This is a genomic window from Streptomyces sp. NPDC002787 (assembly GCF_053592095.1).
The window spans coordinates 101,122-118,191 of record NZ_JBSFVC010000025.1; the positions used below are offsets into that span (position 1 = coordinate 101,122).

A 17,070-nucleotide genomic window follows, 5' to 3' on the forward strand; every position below is an offset into this window, starting at 1 on the left:
CACGCCCGGGCCGCCGGGCCTGCCGGCAGTCACATGGCGCCGCAGCCCGAAGTCGGCTAGCCCCGCAGCCCGAAGTCGGCGTGATCCGAACGCACGAACACCAGACCCCAGCTCTCAGGGGCCCTTCGGCCTCGGCACGCGCACGACGCCCTCCTGGATCACGGAGATCGCGAGCCGCCCGTCCTGCGTGTAGATCCGGCCCTGGCCGAGGCCCCGGCCGGCCGACGCGGACGGCGACTCCTGGTCGTACAGGAGCCATTCGTCGGCGCGGAAGGGCCGGTGGAACCACATGGCGTGGTCGAGCGAGGCCCCGACCACGTCGCCGACGGCCCAGCCGCCGCGCCCGTGCGCGAGCAGGATGGAGTCGAGGAGCGTCATGTCGGAGACGTACGTGGCGAGGACGACGTGCAGCAGCGGGTCGTCGTCGAGCTTGCCGTTGGCGCGGAACCAGACCTGGGAGTGCGGTTCGCGGGGCTCGCCGTAGCGGCCGTAGGGCGGGTCGTCGACGTAGCGGAGGTCGACGGCGGCGCGGGCCTCCAGCATCTTCGCCACGACGGCCGGGTCGAGCCCGTACGCGGGGAGCCGCTGCTCGGCGGTGGGGAGGCTCTCCGGGTCCGGCGCGGCGGGCATCGGCGCCTGGTGTTCGAGGCCGTCCTCGTACCGCTGGAAGGACGCGGAGAGGGCGAAGATCGGCTGACCGTGCTGGACGGCGACGACGCGGCGCGCGGTGAAGGAGCGGCCGTCGTTCATGCGCTCCACGGTGTAGACGATGGGCGCGCCGGCGTCTCCGATGCGCAGGAAGTACGCGTGGAGGGAGTGGGGCAGCCGGTCCTCGGGGACCGTCCGCCCGGCGGCGACGAGCGCCTGGGCCGCGACCTGCCCGCCGAAGACCCTCGGGACTATGGCGGGCCGGGACCGGCCGCGGAAGATGTTCTCCTCGATCTGCTCGAGGTCGAGCAGATCGAGGAGAGACTGAAGTGCTACCTGACTCATGAGGTCAGTTGTACTGGACAGCAATTTCCGAGACCTTACGGGCCCGTGTCACAGCCCCATGTCCTTGGCGATGATCGACTTCATGATCTCGCTGGTGCCGCCGTAGATGCGGTTGACGCGGTTGTCCGCGTACAGGCGGGCGATCGGGTACTCGTTCATGAAGCCGTAGCCGCCGTGCAGCTGGAGGCAGCGGTCGATGACGCGGTGGGCGACCTCGGTGCAGAACAGCTTGGCGCTGGCGGCCTCGGCGGGCGTCAGCTCACCGGCGTCGAGGGCCTCCAGGGCGCGGTCGGCGACGGCCTCGGCCGCGTCCACCTCGGCCTGGCAGGCGGCCAGCTCGAACTTGGTGTTCTGGAAGGACGCGACGGGCTTGCCGAAGACGGTGCGGTCCTGCACGTACTGCTTGGCGAACCGGACGGCGGCCTTGGCCTGCGCGTAGGCGCCGAAGGCGATGCCCCAGCGCTCGGAGGCGAGGTTGTGGCCGAGGTAGTAGAAGCCCTTGTTCTCCTCGCCGAGCAGGTCCTCGACGGGCACCTTGACGTCGACGAACGCCAGCTCGGCGGTGTCGGACGTCCGCAGCCCCAGCTTGTCGAGCTTCCGCCCGATCGAGTAGCCCTCGGACTTGGTGTCCACGGCGAAGAGGGAGATGCCGTGGCGGCGGTCCTCGGCGCTGGGCGCGTCCGTCCGCGCACAGACGATCACGCGGTCGGCATGCACACCACCGGTGATGAAGGTCTTCGACCCGTTGAGGACGTAGTGCGTGCCGTCCTCGCTGAGCTTGGCGGTGGTCTTCATGCCGGCGAGGTCGGACCCGGTGCCCGGCTCGGTCATGGCGAGCGCCCACATCTCCTCACCGGAGACGAACTTGGGCAGGAACCGCTTCTTCTGCTCGTCGTTGGCGAGCATCTTGATGTACGGCAGACCGAGCAGCACGTGCACACCGGAGCCGCCGAAGTGGACGCCCGCGCGGGCGGTCTCCTCGTACATCACGGCCTCGAACTTGTACGAGTCGATGCCGGCGCCGCCGAACTCCTCGGGCACGTTGATGCCGAAGAGCCCCAGCTCGGCGAGCTTGTAGTAGAACTCACGCGGCGCCTGCCCCGCGGCAAACCACTCGTCGTACACGGGCACGACCTCGGCCTCGATGAAGGCACGCAGGGTCTCCCGGAACGCCTCGTGATCCTCGTTGAACACCGTACGGCGCACCGCCGTCACCTCCACCTGAGTACCTTCGGATGTGCCCAAGCGCCCGACGAACTCGGCTAAGCGCTTGCTCAGACCCCAACGTACCGGCGGGTAGCGACACCCGTCCAGATCCCCACCCCCGTAACGCTCGTCACGCTTCCGCCAACGAAGAGGCAAGGAGCCAGAAGACACCGAGACACGGCGAGGCGAGGCCGCCGGGCCCGCAACGTCGGGACGCACGGACGCCAGGCGCACGGACGCCAGGGCGCACGGACGCCAGAACCCGGAAGCGCCAGGGCGCGCGGACGAGGAGGTGAGCCGAACCGTCAGCACCCCGCCCAGCCCCCACCCCGCCAGGGGGTCGGGCCGTACGGACGCCAGATCACGGGGGCGCGCGAACGACGCAGCGCGCGAGCGACGCAGCGCGCGGACAACGGAGGCGAGCCAACCCGTCCACACCTCGCCCAGCCGCCACCCCGCCAGGGGCGCGGGGAACTGCGCGACCAGCCCCCCACCCACAGCCGGCCGCCGACGCACCAGAAACCCCCCACAGGGGCCACCCGCACCCGACAACGAAAGCCGCACGGGCGGGCAGGTGGGCAACACCCCGCCCTCAGCCGGAGGCCGCCGCCCCGAACGCCCCCCGAGCCATCCGATGCAGCAGTTCCGCCGTGGCCGCCCGCCCCGGCAGTGGCCCCGGTCGGCCCAGATGGGGCGTGGAGTTCAGGAGCCCGAACACCGAGTGGACGGCCGACCGCGCCGCCGGCTCCGCCACCCCCGGGTACACCTCCCGGAGCACCTCCACCCACAGCTCGACGTACTGGCGCTGCAGCTGCCGTACGAGCTTGCGGTCGCTGTCGCGGAGGCGGTCCAGCTCGCGGTCGTGCAAGGTGATCAGTGGACGGTCGTCGAGGGCGAAGTCGATGTGCCCCTCGATCAGCGAGTCGAGGATCGCTTCGGCATCACGTCCGGAGGGCCGCCCGCCGGACTGCCCGGAGGACGCGGCGGGCCCCCGCGCGGACCCCCCGTCGGCCTCCGCCACCCTCCGCTTCGCCCCCGTCAGCAACTGCCCGCTGATCCCCACCAGCAACTCCGCGAGCATCGCGTCCTTACCGGCGAAGTGCCGGTAGAGGCCGGGGCCGCTGATGCCGACAGCGGCCCCTATCTCGTCGACGCCGACCCCGTGGAAGCCGCGCTCGGCGAAGAGCCGGGCGGCCTCCTTGAGGATCTGCTCGCGGCGGGTGGGGGCGTCGGTTCTGGTGGCCATGGAGGCAATTCTAGACAGGGAGGTTAGCGGTCGTTAACCTGGAGGAAATGCGTTAACGCTCATTAACAAGGTGAGGGGTTCGCAGGATGCACGAGGCACCGGAGCTTCACAGCGCGGCAGATCCCGCGTCGGAAGCCTGGCGGGCCAACGAGGAGGCCCACCGCGCGCTGGTGGACGAGCTGCGCGCCAAGCTGGCCGCGGCAAGGCTCGGCGGCGGCGAGAAGGCCCGCGCCCGGCACACCGCGCGCGGCAAGCTGCTGCCGCGCGACCGGGTCGACACCCTCCTCGATCCGGGCTCCCCCTTTCTGGAGCTGGCCCCCCTCGCCGCCGACGGGATGTACGACGGGCAGGCCCCGGCCGCCGGGGTCATCGCCGGGATCGGCCGGGTCAGCGGCCGCGCGTGCGTGATCGTCGCCAATGACGCCACCGTCAAGGGCGGCACGTACTACCCGATGACGGTGAAGAAGCACCTGCGGGCCCAGGAGGTGGCCCTCGAGAACCGCCTCCCCTGTCTCTACCTCGTCGACTCCGGCGGCGCCTTCCTGCCCATGCAGGACGAGGTCTTCCCCGACCGCGAGCACTTCGGCCGGATCTTCTACAACCAGGCCCGGATGTCGGGCGCCGGTATCCCGCAGATCGCGGCCGTCCTCGGCTCGTGCACGGCGGGCGGCGCGTACGTCCCCGCCATGAGCGACGAAGCCGTCATCGTCCGCGGCCAAGGGACGATCTTCCTCGGCGGCCCTCCCCTCGTGAAGGCCGCCACCGGCGAGATCGTCACCGCCGAGGAGCTGGGCGGCGGCGAGGTCCACTCCCGGATCTCCGGCGTCACCGACCACCTCGCCGAGAACGACGCCCACGCCCTGCGCATCGTGCGCACCATCGTCTCCACCCTCCCCGCCCGGGGCCCGCTCCCCTGGTCGGTCGAGCCGGCCGTCGAGCCCAAGGTGGACCCGTACACGCTCTACGGCGCCGTACCGGTCGACTCCCGCACGCCCTACGACGTACGCGAGGTCATCGCGCGCGTGGTCGACGGCTCGCGCTTCGCCGAGTTCAAGGCGGAGTTCGGGCAGACCCTCGTCACCGGCTTCGCCCGGATCCACGGCCACCCGGTCGGCATCGTCGCCAACAACGGCATCCTGTTCTCCGAGTCCGCCCAGAAGGGCGCCCACTTCATCGAGCTGTGCGACCAGCGCGGCATCCCGCTGGTCTTCCTGCAGAACATCTCCGGCTTCATGGTCGGCCGGGACTACGAGGCCGGCGGCATCGCCAAGCACGGCGCCAAGATGGTGACGGCCGTGGCCTGCACCCGAGTCCCCAAGCTGACCGTGGTGATCGGCGGCTCGTACGGCGCGGGCAACTACTCGATGTGCGGCCGGGCGTACTCGCCGCGCTTCCTGTGGATGTGGCCGGGCGCCAAGATCTCGGTGATGGGCGGCGAACAGGCCGCGTCCGTCCTGGCGACGGTGAAGCGGGACCAGTTGGAGGCGCGTGGCGAGGACTGGCCGACGGACGACGAGGAGGCCTTCAAGGCCCCGATCCGCGCCCAGTACGAACGCCAGGGCAACGCCTACTACGCGACCGCCCGTCTCTGGGACGACGGGGTCATCGACCCCCTCGACACCCGCCAGGTCCTGGGCCTCGCCCTGACCGCCTGTGCCAACGCGCCCCTGGGTGAGCCCCAGTTCGGCGTCTTCCGGATGTGAGGGGGAACCCATGAAGCCGACCATGTTCGACACGGTCCTCGTCGCCAACCGGGGCGAGATCGCCGTCCGCGTCATCCGCACGCTGCGGTCGCTGGGCGTCCGCTCGGTCGCCGTCTTCTCCGACGCGGACGCCGACGCCCGGCACGTCCGGGAGGCCGACACAGCCGTACGGATCGGTCCGGCGCCGGCGGCCGAGAGCTATCTGTCGGTGGAGCGGCTGCTGGAGGCGGCGGCCCGCACCGGCGCCCAGGCCGTCCACCCCGGCTACGGCTTCCTCGCGGAGAACGCCGAGTTCGCGCGGGCGTGCGCCGAAGCCGGGCTGGTCTTCATCGGCCCGCCCGCCGAGGCGATCTCCCTCATGGGCGACAAGATCCGCGCCAAGGAGACGGTCCGGGCGGCCGGGGTGCCGGTGGTGCCCGGTTCGAGCGGCAGCGGGCTCACGGACGCCCAACTCGCGGACGCCGCACGGGAGATCGGCATGCCGGTGCTGCTGAAGCCCAGCGCGGGCGGCGGCGGCAAGGGCATGCGGCTGGTGCGGGACGCGGCCGTGCTGGCCGACGAGATCGCCGCCGCCCGCAGGGAGGCCCGCTCCTCCTTCGGCGACGACACGCTCCTCGTCGAGCGGTGGATCGACCGCCCTCGGCACATCGAGATCCAGGTCCTGGCCGACGGCCACGGGAACGTGGTCCACCTGGGCGAGCGCGAGTGCTCCCTCCAGCGCCGCCACCAGAAGATCATCGAGGAGGCGCCCAGCGTCCTCCTCGACGAGGCCACCCGGGCCGCGATGGGCGAGGCGGCCGTCCAGGCGGCCCGCTCGTGCGGGTACTCCGGCGCGGGCACGGTCGAGTTCATCGTCCCCGGCGGCGACCCCTCCGCGTACTACTTCATGGAGATGAACACCCGCCTCCAGGTCGAGCACCCGGTGACCGAGCTGATCACGGGCGTCGACCTGGTGGAGTGGCAGCTCCGGGTCGCGGCGGGCGAGCGGCTGGCCTTCGCGCAGGAGGACGTGACGCTGACGGGCCACGCGGTGGAGGCGCGGATCTGCGCCGAGGACCCCTCCCGGGGCTTCCTCCCCTCCGGCGGCACGATCCTGCGCCTGCGCGAGCCGGAGGGCGACGGCGTACGGACCGACTCCGGCCTCAGCGAGGGCACGGAGGTCGGCTCGCTGTACGACCCGATGCTCGCCAAGGTCATCGCCTACGGCCCCGACCGGCCCACGGCCCTGCGCCGCCTGCGCGCCGCGCTCGCCGAGACGGTGACTCTGGGCGTCCAGACGAACGCCGGGTTCCTGCGACGGCTGCTGGCCCATCCGGCGGTCGTCGCCGGGGAGTTGGACACGGGGCTGGTGGAGCGGGAGGTCGAGGGACTGGTCTCCACGGAGGTCCCGGAGGCGGTGTACGAGGCGGCGGCGGCCGTACGGCTCGACGGGCTGAGGCCGCGTGGGGGCGGCTGGACCGATCCCTTCTCGGTCCCGGACGGCTGGCGTCTCGGCGGCGAACCCCTGCCGCCGGCCTTCGACTTGCGTGTGCCGGGACTCGAACCCGTCACGCACCGCCCGCGAAGCGCCCACACGGTCACCGGCGACCAGGTGTCCGTGACCCTCGACGGAGTCCGTCACACCTTCCACCGCGCCGCCGACTGGATCGGCCGCGACGGCGACGCCTGGCACGTACGCGACCACGACCCCGTCGCCGCCGCGCTCACCGGTGCCGCCCACGCGGGCGCCGACTCGCTGACCGCGCCGATGCCCGGCACGGTCACCGTGGTGAAGGTGGCCGTGGGGGACGAGGTGACCGCCGGGCAGAGCCTGCTGGTGGTGGAGGCGATGAAGATGGAGCACGTCGTCTCCGCGCCGCACGCCGGGACGGTCACCGAGCTGGACGTCACGCCGGGCACGACCGTCGCCATGGACCAGGTGCTGGCGGTCGTCGCGCCCCACGAGGAGCACGAGGAGGTGGAGCGGTGACCCTGCCCATGACGGTCCCCGAACCCGGCCTGCCGGCCCGCGTCCGTATCCACGAGGTCGGCGCCCGGGACGGCCTGCAGAACGAGAAGGCGACCGTCCCGACGGAGGTGAAGGCGGAGTTCGTCCACCGCCTCGCCGACGCGGGCCTCACCACCATCGAGGCCACCAGCTTCGTCCACCCCGAGTGGGTGCCCCAACTCGCGGACGCGGAAGACCTCTTTCCCCTGGTCCGTGATCTGCGGGTGGCCCTCCCCGTCCTCGTCCCCAACGAACGCGGACTCGACCGCGCCCTCGCCCTCGGCGCCCGCCGCGTCGCCGTCTTCGCCAGCGCGACGGAGTCCTTCGCCAAGGCCAACCTCAACCGCACGGTCGACGAGGCGCTGGCCATGTTCGACCCGGTGGTGACGCGGGCGAAGACCGACGGCGTACACGTCCGCGGCTACCTCTCCATGTGCTTCGGCGACCCCTGGGAGGGCCCGGTCCCGATCCCCCAGGTCGTACGGGTCTGCCGCGCGCTCCTCGACATGGGCTGCGACGAACTGAGCCTCGGCGACACGATCGGCGTGGCCACCCCGGGCCACGTCGAGGCACTGCTCACCGCGCTGAACGAGGCGGACGTACCGACCCCGTCCCTAGGGGTGCACTTCCACGACACCTACGGCCAGGCCCTCGCCAACACCCTCGCGGCGTTGCGGCACGGCGTCACGACGGTCGACGCGTCGGCCGGCGGCCTCGGCGGCTGTCCGTACGCGAAGAGCGCCACCGGAAACCTCGCCACCGAAGACCTCGTGTGGATGCTGCGGGGCCTCGGCATCGACACGGGCGTCGACCTCGGCCGCCTCGTCGCCACGAGCGCGTGGATGGCCGGACACCTGGGCCGGCCCAGCCCGTCCCGCACCGTACGAGCCCTGTCCCACGAGGACGCCGAGGGCCACGAGGACCACAAGGAGCAGTGACGTACATGGACCACCGCCTCTCCCCCGAGCTGGAAGAACTCCGCCGCACGGTCGAGGAGTTCGCGCACGAGGTCGTCGCGCCCAAGATCGGCGACTTCTACGAGCGGCACGAGTTCCCGTACGAGATCGTGCGTGAGATGGGCCGCATGGGGCTGTTCGGGCTGCCGTTCCCCGAGGAGTACGGCGGCATGGGCGGCGACTACCTCGCCCTGGGCATCGCGCTGGAGGAACTGGCCCGGGTGGACTCGTCCGTGGCGATCACCCTCGAAGCCGGGGTCTCCCTGGGCGCCATGCCGATCCACCTCTTCGGCACACCGGCCCAGAAGGAGGAGTGGCTGCCGCGCCTCTGCTCCGGCGAGGTGCTGGGCGCGTTCGGCCTGACCGAACCGGACGGCGGCTCGGACGCGGGCGCGACCCGTACGACGGCCCGTCTGGACGAGTCGACGAGCGAATGGGTCATCAACGGCAGCAAGTGCTTCATCACCAACTCGGGCACGGACATCACGGGGTTGGTCACGGTCACGGCGGTGACCGGCCGGGGGCCCGACGGCAAACCCCTCATCTCCTCGATCATCGTCCCGTCGGGCACCCCGGGCTTCACGGTGGCCGCCCCCTACTCGAAGGTCGGCTGGAACGCCTCCGACACCCGCGAACTGTCCTTCTCCGACGTACGGGTCCCGGCGGAGAACCTCCTCGGCGAACTCGGCCGCGGCTACGCCCAGTTCCTGCGCATCCTCGACGAGGGCCGCATCGCCATCTCGGCGCTCGCCACGGGGCTCGCCCAGGGCTGCGTCGACGAGTCGGTGAAGTACGCCAAGGAGCGGCACGCCTTCGGCCGGCCGATCGGCGCCAACCAGGCCATCCAGTTCAAGATCGCCGACATGGAGATGAAGGCCCACACCGCCCGCCTCGCCTGGCGCGACGCGGCCTCCCGCCTGGTCTCCGGCGAACCCTTCAAGAAGGAGGCGGCCCTGGCGAAGCTCTACTCCTCCACCGTCGCCGTGGACAACGCCCGCGACGCCACTCAGATCCACGGCGGCTACGGCTTCATGAACGAGTACCCGGTCGCCCGCATGTGGCGCGACTCCAAGATCCTGGAGATCGGCGAGGGCACGAGCGAGGTCCAACGCATGCTGATCGCACGGGAGTTGGGCCTGACGAGCTGATCGACAGGATACGTTCGAAAGGGTGGCCGGAATCAGCCATGACGGCACGGCGCCGATCCCTCCCACCCGGCCCGCCCCAGGCGAGCCGGGTGCCCTTTCGCCCCGTAGGGGAGTCATGTCGGACCACTCCGGGAACCCTGCGCATCAGTGACCCAAGCCACAGGTTTAGGGTCCGTCAGGTCCTCACGAATCCCGCGAACCTTTGATTCACAGGCATTTCAAAGGTTAGAACCCGAAGGGAACCGGGCACTCCACAACCCGGAAGCACCCATTGGACATGCGGTGAGGTTAGGCTAACCTACCTTCGAACTCACCCTCGGGCGGCACTCCGCCCCGTTCGAAAGTAGCCACACACATGTCCAACGCCAGAGCCGCTCACCTCACCCGCCGTGGCATCCTCGCCGCCGGTGGCGCACTCGGCCTCGGTGCCGCGCTCGCCGCCTGTGGAGACGAGAGCTCGACGAGCAGCAGCACTGGCTCCGACAAGGAGACGGCTGCCGCCAAGTCCGGCCCCTGGTCGTTCAAGGACGACCGCGGTGTGACCGCCAAGACCGACAAGGTCCCGGCGAACATCGTGGCGTTCGTGGGTGTCGCCGCCGCGCTGTTCGACTACGGCATCGACGTCAAGGGTGTCTTCGGCCCGACCAGGACGACGGACGGCAAGGCCGACGTCCAGGCCGGCGACCTCGACATCAGCAAGGTCGAGATCCTCGGCAACGTCTGGGACGAGTTCAACGTCGAGAAGTACGCCGCCCTCGCCCCCGACGTCCTCATCACCACGATGTTCGACGACGCCGGCACCCTCTGGTACGTGCCCGAGGCCTCCAAGGACAAGATCGCCAAGCTCGCCCCGAGCGTCGGCATCTCCGCGTACGACGTCCAGATGACCGAGCCGCTGCAGCGCGTGCTGGAGCTGGCGAAGTCGCTGGGCGCCGACACCGGGTCCGAGAAGATCACCGCCGCGAAGAAGCGGTTCGAGGACGCCGCCGCCCGGCTGCGCGCGGCCTGCAAGGCCAAGCCCGACATCAAGGTGCTGGCCGGTTCCGCCAGCCAGGACATCTTCTACGTGTCCGGCTCGAACCTCTCCATCGACCTCGAGTACTACAAGGCCCTCGGCGTGAACTTCGTCGAGCCGAGCGCCGCCGCGCTGAAGGCCAGCGGGGGTTGGTTCGAGAACCTCAGCTGGGAGAACGTCGACAAGTACGACGCGGACGTCATCATCATGGACAACCGCACGTCGGCGATCCAGCCGGACGCGATCGAAGAGGCGACGTGGAAGAAGCTGCCGGCGGTGAAGGCGGGGCAGGTCATCGGGCGCAACCCCGAGCCGATTCTTTCCTACGACAAGTGCGCGCCGCTTCTCGAGGAGCTGGCCGAAGCGATCGAGAACGCGAAGAAGGTCAGCTGACCGACGTGGTCCGGCTGCGGGTCGCCTGCGGCTGATCGCGCAGTTCCCCGCGCCCCCGGGCTGCCTGGGCTCGCCCTCTTCCCTCTACGCTCCCGCCCCTATTCAGGAGCCATCTCATGACGACGGCCGTAGCCGCACCCTTCCGTTTCTTCTCCCTTCAGGTCGTGCGGACGGAGCGGCTGGGGCCGTCTCTCGTGCGTGTCTCGTTCGCCGGGGACGACCTGCGGTACTTCCATTCAGACGGCCGGGACCAGTCGCTGTCCCTCTTCCTGCCGCATCCGGGGCAGGACGCCCCGGCCATCCCCTACGAGCTGGGCGACGGCTGGTGGCAGGCATGGCGTGAACTGCCGGACGACGTACGGGCGGTGATGCGCTCGTACACCCTGCGGGGGCTCCGGTCGGACGTCCACGGCGAGACCACCGAGATCGACATCGACTTCGTGCTGCACGGCGTGGAGCCGGGGGCCGCCGTGCCCGCCGGCCCCGCGTCCCGGTGGGCCTCCCGGGCGACCACCGGCGACCAGGTCGTCCTGCTCGGCCCCGCCGTCGCCGACAACCGCGCGATCCGTTTCCGGCCGCCGGCGGACGCCGACCTGGTGCTGATCTGGGGTGACGAGACGGCGTTGCCCGCCGCCTCCGCGATCCTGGAGTCGCTGCCCGCGGGCACGCGGGCCCGGGTCTGGCTGGAGGTCCACCACGCCGGTGACATCCAGGACCTGGCCACCGCGGCCGACGCCGAGATCACCTGGCTGGTGCGGAGCGAAGGCACCCCGACCGCCCTCGACACCATCCGTGCCGCCCAACTGCCGCCCAGCGAGCTGCCGTACGCCTGGATCGCCGGTGAGTCCGGCCGGGTGAAGGAGCTGCGCCGTCATCTCGTGCGGGAGCGCGGGATCGACAAGCGGCGGGTGACCTTCGTCGGGTACTGGCGCGAGGGTCTGACGGAGGAACAGCTGCGGGAGCGCGGCGAGTAGACCGAGTCACCAGAGACACAGCAGCGGCTCGCGACATCTCAAGTGACCACAGTCACGGCCGAGCCAGGGCTTCACTCAAGTTAATTAGGTTAGGCTTACCTAAGTTGGACGATGTGATGCCTACCCCCCACTCACCTCTCCGTCCCACCCGGACCGCCCCGCTCGGAGGACCTCCCCATGCGCTCGCACCTGCTCAATGACACGACCGCGGAGCGGTACCGCCGCACCGTGACCGAAGGCGTGGAGCGGGTGGCGGCCAAACTCGCCACCACCGACCGACCGTTCACCGGTGTCACCGTCGACGCCCTCTCCCCCGGCATCGAGAAGATCGACCTCGACAAGCCGCTGCACGACACGGCCGCCGTCCTCGACGAACTCGAGGACGTCTACCTCCGCGACGCGATCTACTTCCACCACCCGCGCTACCTCGCCCACCTCAACTGCCCGGTCGTCATCCCGGCCGTGCTCGGCGAGGCCGTCCTCTCCGCCGTCAACTCCTCCCTGGACACCTGGGACCAGTCGGCCGGCGGCACGCTGATCGAGCGCAAGCTGATCGACTGGACCAACGAGCGCATCGGGTTCGGTCCCGCCGCCGACGGCGTGTTCACCTCCGGCGGCTCGCAGTCCAACCTCCAGGCGCTGCTGCTGGCCCGTGAAGAGGCCAAGACCGACTCGTACGGCAAACTGCGGATCTTCGCCTCCGAGGTCAGCCACTTCAGCGTCAAGAAGTCGGCGAAACTGCTGGGCCTCGGTCAGGACGCCGTCGTCACCGTCCCGGTCGACGGCAACAAGCGCATGCAGACGGTCGCGCTCGCCCGTGAGCTGGAGCGCTGCAAGAGCGAGGGCCTCGTCCCCATGGCCGTCGTCGCCACCGCCGGCACCACCGACTTCGGCTCCATAGACCCGCTGCCCGAGATAGCCGAGCTGTGCGCGCAGTACGACACCTGGATGCACGTCGACGCCGCCTACGGCTGCGGCCTGCTCGTCTCGCTCAAGCGCCGCGACCTGCTGAACGGCATCGAGCGCGCCGACTCCGTCACCGTGGACTACCACAAGTCCTTCTTCCAGCCGGTGAGTTCGTCCGCCGTGCTCGTCCGGGACGCGTCCACGCTGCGCCACGCGACCTACCACGCGGAGTACCTCAACCCGCGCCGCATGGTCACCGAGCGCATCCCCAACCAGGTCGACAAGTCCCTGCAGACCACCCGCCGCTTCGACGCGCTCAAGCTGTGGATGACGCTGCGCACGATGGGCGCCGACGGCATCGGCCAGCTCTTCGACGAGGTCTGCGACCTTGCGGAGGAGGGCTGGGAACTGCTCGCCGCCGACCCGCGCTACGACGTCGTCGTGGAGCCCCAGCTGTCCACGCTGGTCTACCGCTACATCCCCGAGGCCGTCACCGACCCGGCCGAGATCGACCGCGCCAACCTGTACGCCCGCAAGGCCCTGTTCGCCTCCGGCGACGCCGTGGTCGCGGGCACCAAGGTCGGCGGTCGCCACTACCTGAAGTTCACCCTGCTCAACCCCGAGACCACGGTGGACGACATCGCCGCCGTACTCGATCTGATCGCCGGCCACGCCGAGCAGTACCTGGGAGAATCCCTTGACCGCGTCGCTTCCTGAACCCGCCGTGAGGACTCACGACTTCATCGGCATCGGACTGGGACCCTTCAATCTCGGCCTCGCCTGCCTCACCGAGCCCATCGCCGAACTCGACGGGATCTTCCTGGACTCGAAGCCGAACTTCGAATGGCACTCGGGGATGTTCCTCGACGGCGCCCACCTCCAGACCCCGTTCATGTCGGACCTGGTCACCCTCGCCGACCCGACCTCCCCCTACTCCTTCCTCAACTACCTGAAGGACTCGGGCCGTCTGTACTCGTTCTACATCCGCGAGAACTTCTACCCCCTGCGGGTCGAGTACGACGACTACTGCCGCTGGGCCGCGGGCCGGCTGAGCAACGTCCGCTTCAACACGACGGTGGCGGAGGTTACGTACGAGGACGAGCATTACGTCGTGAAGACGACCGGCGGCGATGTCCTGCGCGCCCGTCGCCTCGTCCTCGGCACCGGCACCGTCCCGTTCATCCCGGAGGCCTGCCAGGGCCTGGGCGGGGACTTCTTCCACAACGCCCAGTACATGCACCGCAAGGCGGAGCTGCGGGCGAAGAAGTCGATCACGATCGTCGGCAGCGGCCAGAGCGCCGCGGAGATCTACTACGAGCTGCTCTCCGAGATCGACGTGCACGGCTACCAGCTCAACTGGGTGACGCGCTCCCCGCGCTTCTTCCCCCTCGAATACACCAAGCTGACGCTGGAGATGACGTCCCCGGACTACATCGACTACTTCCGCGCGCTGCCCGAGGAGACCCGCTACCGGCTGGAGAAGCAGCAGAAGGCCCTGTTCAAGGGCATCAACGGTGACCTGATCGACTCGATCTTCGACCTGCTCTACCAGAAGAACGTCACCAGCGGCGGTCGGCCCGTACCGACCCGCCTCCTCACCAACTCCACGCTCAACACCGCGCGTTACGAGGACGGCCGGTACACCCTCGGGCTCCGCCAGGACGAGCAGGGCAAGGACTTCGAGATCGAGACCGAGGGCCTGGTCCTGGCCACCGGCTACCACTACCAGCCTCCGGCCTTCCTCTCCGGGATCAACGACCGGCTCCTCTTCGACGGTCACGGCCGCTTCGACGTGGCCCGCAACTACGCCATCGACACCACCGGCCGGGGCGTCTTCCTGCAGAACGCGGGCGTCCACACCCACAGCATCACCTCGCCCGACCTGGGCATGGGCGCGTACCGCAACGCGTACATCATCCGCGAACTGCTCGGCACCGAGTACTACCCGGTCGAGAAGACCATCGCCTTCCAGGAGTTCGCCGTATGACCTTCACCTTCCGCCCCCTGGACCCGCTGAGCGACGCCGAGCTGCTGCACGGCTGGGTCACGCACCCCAAGGCGGCGTACTGGATGATGCAGGACGCCAGGCTGGAGGACGTCGAGCGGGCCTACATGGAGATCGCGGCCGACCCGCACCACCACGCCCTGCTGGGCCTGCGCGACGGCGAACCCGCCTTCCTCATGGAGAAGTACGACCCCGCCCACCGCGAACTCGTCGGCCTGTACGAGCCCGAGCCCGGCGATGTGGGCATGCACTTCCTGGTGCCGCCGACCGACACACCCGTGCACGGGTTCACCAGGTCCGTGATCACGGCCGTGATGGCGCACCTCTTCGCGGACCCGGCCACCCACCGGGTCGTCGTCGAGCCGGACGTGTCCAACAAGGCCGTCCACGCCCTCAACGAAGTCGTCGGTTTCGTCCCCGACCGCGAGATCGACAAGCCGGAGAAGCGCGCCCTGCTGAGTTTCTGCACGCGAGAGCAGTTCCACGAGGCTGCCCGAGGAGTAGCTGTATGACCCTGTCCGATGCCGTAGCGCATCTGTCCCCCCACCGCTGGGCACGGGCCAACCGCCTGCTCATCCGCAAGGCCCTCGCCGAGTTCGCCCACGAACGGCTCATCACGCCGGAGGCCACCGCCGACGGCCGCTTCGAGGTACGCAGCGACGACGGTCTGACCCGCTACGGGTTCACGGCCGTCCGCCGCGCCCTCGACCACTGGCAGGTCGACGCCGACTCGATCTCCCGTCAACGAGACGGCGTCGACCTTCCCCTCGCCGCGCTGGACTTCTTCATCGAGCTGAAGCGGTCCCTCGGCCTGAGCGACGAGATCCTGCCGGTCTATCTGGAGGAGATCTCCTCCACCCTGGCCGGCACCTGCTACAAGCTCACCAAGCCGCAGATCCCGGTCGCCGAGCTGGCGGAAGGCGGCTTCCAGGCGATCGAGACCGGGATGACCGAGGGCCACCCCTGCTTCGTCGCCAACAACGGCCGCTTGGGCTTCGGCGTCCACGAGTACCTGTCCTACGCCCCCGAGACGGCGAGCCCGGTCCGGCTGGTCTGGCTGGCCGCGCACCGCTCACGGGCGGCGTTCACGGCGGGCGTGGGCATCGAGTACGAGGCGTTCCTGCGGGACGAGCTGGGCGCGGAGACGGTCGCCCGTTTCCACTCCGTCCTCACCGACCTGGAGCTGGACCCCGCCGACTACCTCTTCATCCCGGTCCACCCCTGGCAGTGGTGGAACAAGCTGACCGTCACCTTCGCCGCCGAGGTCGCGCAGCAGCACCTGGTGTGCCTCGGCGAGGGCGACGACGAGTACATCGCCCAGCAGTCGATCCGGACGTTCTTCAACCACTCCGCCCCCGAGAAGCACTACGTGAAGACGGCTCTCTCCGTCCTCAACATGGGCTTCATGCGCGGCCTTTCGGCGGCGTACATGGAGGCGACCCCGGCGATCAACGACTGGCTGGCCGGTCTCATCGACAACGACCCGGTCCTGAAGTCGACGGGCCTGTCGATCATCCGCGAGCGCGCCGCCGTCGGTTACCGGCACCTGGAGTACGAGGCCGCCACCGACAAGTTCTCCCCGTACCGCAAGATGCTCGCCGCGCTGTGGCGCGAGAGCCCGGTGTCGTCCCTCCAGGAGGGCGAGTCCCTGGCGACGATGGCCTCCCTGGTCCACGTCGACCACGAGGGCAACGGCTTCGCGGCGGCCCTGATCGAGCGCTCCGGGCTGACGCCGACGGACTGGCTCCGCCGCTACCTGAAGGCGTACTTCACCCCGCTCCTGCACAGCTTCTACGCCTACGACCTGGTCTTCATGCCGCACGGCGAGAACGTCATCCTCGTCCTCAAGGACGGTGTCGTCGAGCGGGCGATCTACAAGGACATCGCCGAGGAGATCGCGGTCATGGATCCGGACGCGGTCCTCCCGCCGACGGTCGAACGCCTCCGCGTGGACGTCCCCGAGGACAAGAAGCTCCTCTCCCTCTTCACGGACGTCTTCGACTGCTTCTTCCGTTTCCTCGCCGCCAACCTCGCCGAGGAAGGCGTCCTGGAAGAGGAGGAGTTCTGGCGCACGGTCGCCGAGACCGTCCGCGACTACCAGCACGCGATGCCCGAACTCGCGGACAAGTTCGCCCAGTACGACATGTTCGCCCCCGAGTTCGCGCTGTCCTGCCTCAACCGGCTCCAGCTGCGCAACAACCGGCAGATGGTCGACCTGGCGGACCCGGCGGGCGCGCTCCAGCTGGTCGGCAACCTGAAGAACCCCATCGCGGGCCTGTAGCCCCCGGCACGGCCCCCTGAGCAGACGGGCACCTCGGAGTACGGTCCTCCGAGGTGCCCGTCGCGTCGGGCCGGTTTGTTGTTCAGCCGCGGGTGGGTGAGGGCTGGTCGCGTAGTTCCTCGCGCCCCTCGAAGACCAGGCCCTGCGGGCCTGGAAGACGACGGTCCTGCGGCCTGAGATCAGCTGGGCTGCGGGCCGAAAAGCACGGGGCGCAGCCCCTGCTTTTCAGGGGCGCGGGGAACTGCGCGAGCAACCAC

At 69.9% G+C, this 17,070-nt stretch carries 13 protein-coding genes; 10 read left to right on the forward strand and 3 right to left on the reverse strand.

The genetic code is table 11. From position 1 onward, the window contains the following. Nucleotides 1-114: 114 nt before the first annotated feature. The 3 genes from tesB to ACWD26_RS31255 form a co-directional block, all read right to left on the reverse strand. Nucleotides 115-993, reverse strand: a complete 879-nt coding sequence (gene tesB / locus ACWD26_RS31245; protein ID WP_451275307.1) for an acyl-CoA thioesterase II — start codon at nucleotides 991-993, stop codon at nucleotides 115-117. A 48-nt stretch (nucleotides 994-1,041) separates the two neighbouring features. Further along, entirely contained in the window at nucleotides 1,042-2,199 is a 1,158-nt protein-coding gene (locus ACWD26_RS31250) for an acyl-CoA dehydrogenase family protein (protein WP_451275359.1), read from the reverse strand. A gap of 592 nt (nucleotides 2,200-2,791) precedes the next feature. Continuing rightward, nucleotides 2,792-3,445 carry a TetR/AcrR family transcriptional regulator gene (locus ACWD26_RS31255; protein ID WP_451275308.1) on the reverse strand — a complete coding sequence of 218 codons (654 nt, stop codon included), beginning with the start codon at nucleotides 3,443-3,445 and terminating at the stop codon, nucleotides 2,792-2,794. 86 nt (nucleotides 3,446-3,531) lie between these two features. On the opposite strand from ACWD26_RS31255, the gene ACWD26_RS31260 reads away from it, so the two are divergent. The 10 genes from ACWD26_RS31260 (at nucleotide 3,532) to ACWD26_RS31305 (ending at nucleotide 16,813) form a co-directional block, all read left to right on the forward strand. After that, complete coding sequence (locus ACWD26_RS31260) at nucleotides 3,532-5,148, forward strand: carboxyl transferase domain-containing protein (RefSeq protein ID WP_451275309.1); 1,617 nt, start codon at nucleotides 3,532-3,534, stop codon at nucleotides 5,146-5,148. Between the two features lie 22 nt (nucleotides 5,149-5,170). Continuing rightward, a complete protein-coding gene (locus ACWD26_RS31265; protein WP_451275360.1) occupies nucleotides 5,171-7,117 on the forward strand; it encodes an acetyl-CoA carboxylase biotin carboxylase subunit in 1,947 nt (648 codons plus the stop codon). Continuing rightward, on the forward strand, nucleotides 7,114-8,073 hold the full coding sequence (locus tag ACWD26_RS31270) for a hydroxymethylglutaryl-CoA lyase (RefSeq protein WP_451275310.1): 960 nt from the start codon (nucleotides 7,114-7,116) through the stop codon (nucleotides 8,071-8,073). The genes ACWD26_RS31265 and ACWD26_RS31270 overlap by 4 nt, the downstream gene beginning before the upstream one ends. A 5-nt stretch (nucleotides 8,074-8,078) precedes the next feature. Beyond that, a complete protein-coding gene (locus ACWD26_RS31275; RefSeq protein WP_451275361.1) occupies nucleotides 8,079-9,239 on the forward strand; it encodes an acyl-CoA dehydrogenase family protein in 1,161 nt (386 codons plus the stop codon). 355 nt (nucleotides 9,240-9,594) lie between these two features. Next, nucleotides 9,595-10,647, forward strand: coding sequence for an ABC transporter substrate-binding protein (locus tag ACWD26_RS31280; RefSeq protein WP_451275311.1), 1,053 nt, complete (start codon nucleotides 9,595-9,597; stop codon nucleotides 10,645-10,647). 116 nt (nucleotides 10,648-10,763) lie between these two features. Then, a complete protein-coding gene (locus ACWD26_RS31285) occupies nucleotides 10,764-11,621 on the forward strand; it encodes a siderophore-interacting protein (RefSeq protein WP_451275312.1) in 858 nt (285 codons plus the stop codon). Nucleotides 11,622-11,798: 177 nt separating this feature from the next. After that, the gene (gene desA / locus ACWD26_RS31290; RefSeq protein ID WP_451275313.1) at nucleotides 11,799-13,244 is read left to right on the forward strand and encodes a lysine decarboxylase DesA; all 1,446 of its coding nucleotides are present in this window, start codon (nucleotides 11,799-11,801) and stop codon (nucleotides 13,242-13,244) included. Beyond that, nucleotides 13,225-14,514: a lysine N(6)-hydroxylase/L-ornithine N(5)-oxygenase family protein gene (locus ACWD26_RS31295; protein WP_451275314.1), complete on the forward strand. Its 1,290-nt coding sequence runs from the start codon at nucleotides 13,225-13,227 to the stop codon at nucleotides 14,512-14,514. Before desA ends, ACWD26_RS31295 begins: the two co-directional genes overlap by 20 nt. Next, nucleotides 14,511-15,044: a GNAT family N-acetyltransferase gene (locus ACWD26_RS31300; protein ID WP_451275315.1), complete on the forward strand. Its 534-nt coding sequence runs from the start codon at nucleotides 14,511-14,513 to the stop codon at nucleotides 15,042-15,044. The genes ACWD26_RS31295 and ACWD26_RS31300 overlap by 4 nt, the downstream gene beginning before the upstream one ends. Beyond that, nucleotides 15,041-16,813, forward strand: coding sequence for an IucA/IucC family protein (locus ACWD26_RS31305; protein WP_451275316.1), 1,773 nt, complete (start codon nucleotides 15,041-15,043; stop codon nucleotides 16,811-16,813). Before ACWD26_RS31300 ends, ACWD26_RS31305 begins: the two co-directional genes overlap by 4 nt. The last annotated feature ends 257 nt before the right edge of the window (nucleotides 16,814-17,070 follow it).

Coding starts and splice junctions, on each gene's coding strand:
- ACWD26_RS31275 (WP_451275361.1), top strand. CDS start 8,079: ATGGACCACCGCCTCTCCCCCGAGCTGGAAGAACTCCGCCGCACGGTC.
- ACWD26_RS31255 (WP_451275308.1), bottom strand. CDS start 3,445: ATGGCCACCAGAACCGACGCCCCCACCCGCCGCGAGCAGATCCTCAAG.
- ACWD26_RS31305 (WP_451275316.1), top strand. CDS start 15,041: ATGACCCTGTCCGATGCCGTAGCGCATCTGTCCCCCCACCGCTGGGCA.
- desA (WP_451275313.1), top strand. CDS start 11,799: ATGCGCTCGCACCTGCTCAATGACACGACCGCGGAGCGGTACCGCCGC.
- ACWD26_RS31265 (WP_451275360.1), top strand. CDS start 5,171: ATGTTCGACACGGTCCTCGTCGCCAACCGGGGCGAGATCGCCGTCCGC.
- ACWD26_RS31300 (WP_451275315.1), top strand. CDS start 14,511: ATGACCTTCACCTTCCGCCCCCTGGACCCGCTGAGCGACGCCGAGCTG.
- ACWD26_RS31280 (WP_451275311.1), top strand. CDS start 9,595: ATGTCCAACGCCAGAGCCGCTCACCTCACCCGCCGTGGCATCCTCGCC.
- ACWD26_RS31260 (WP_451275309.1), top strand. CDS start 3,532: ATGCACGAGGCACCGGAGCTTCACAGCGCGGCAGATCCCGCGTCGGAA.
- tesB (WP_451275307.1), bottom strand. CDS start 993: ATGAGTCAGGTAGCACTTCAGTCTCTCCTCGATCTGCTCGACCTCGAG.
- ACWD26_RS31285 (WP_451275312.1), top strand. CDS start 10,764: ATGACGACGGCCGTAGCCGCACCCTTCCGTTTCTTCTCCCTTCAGGTC.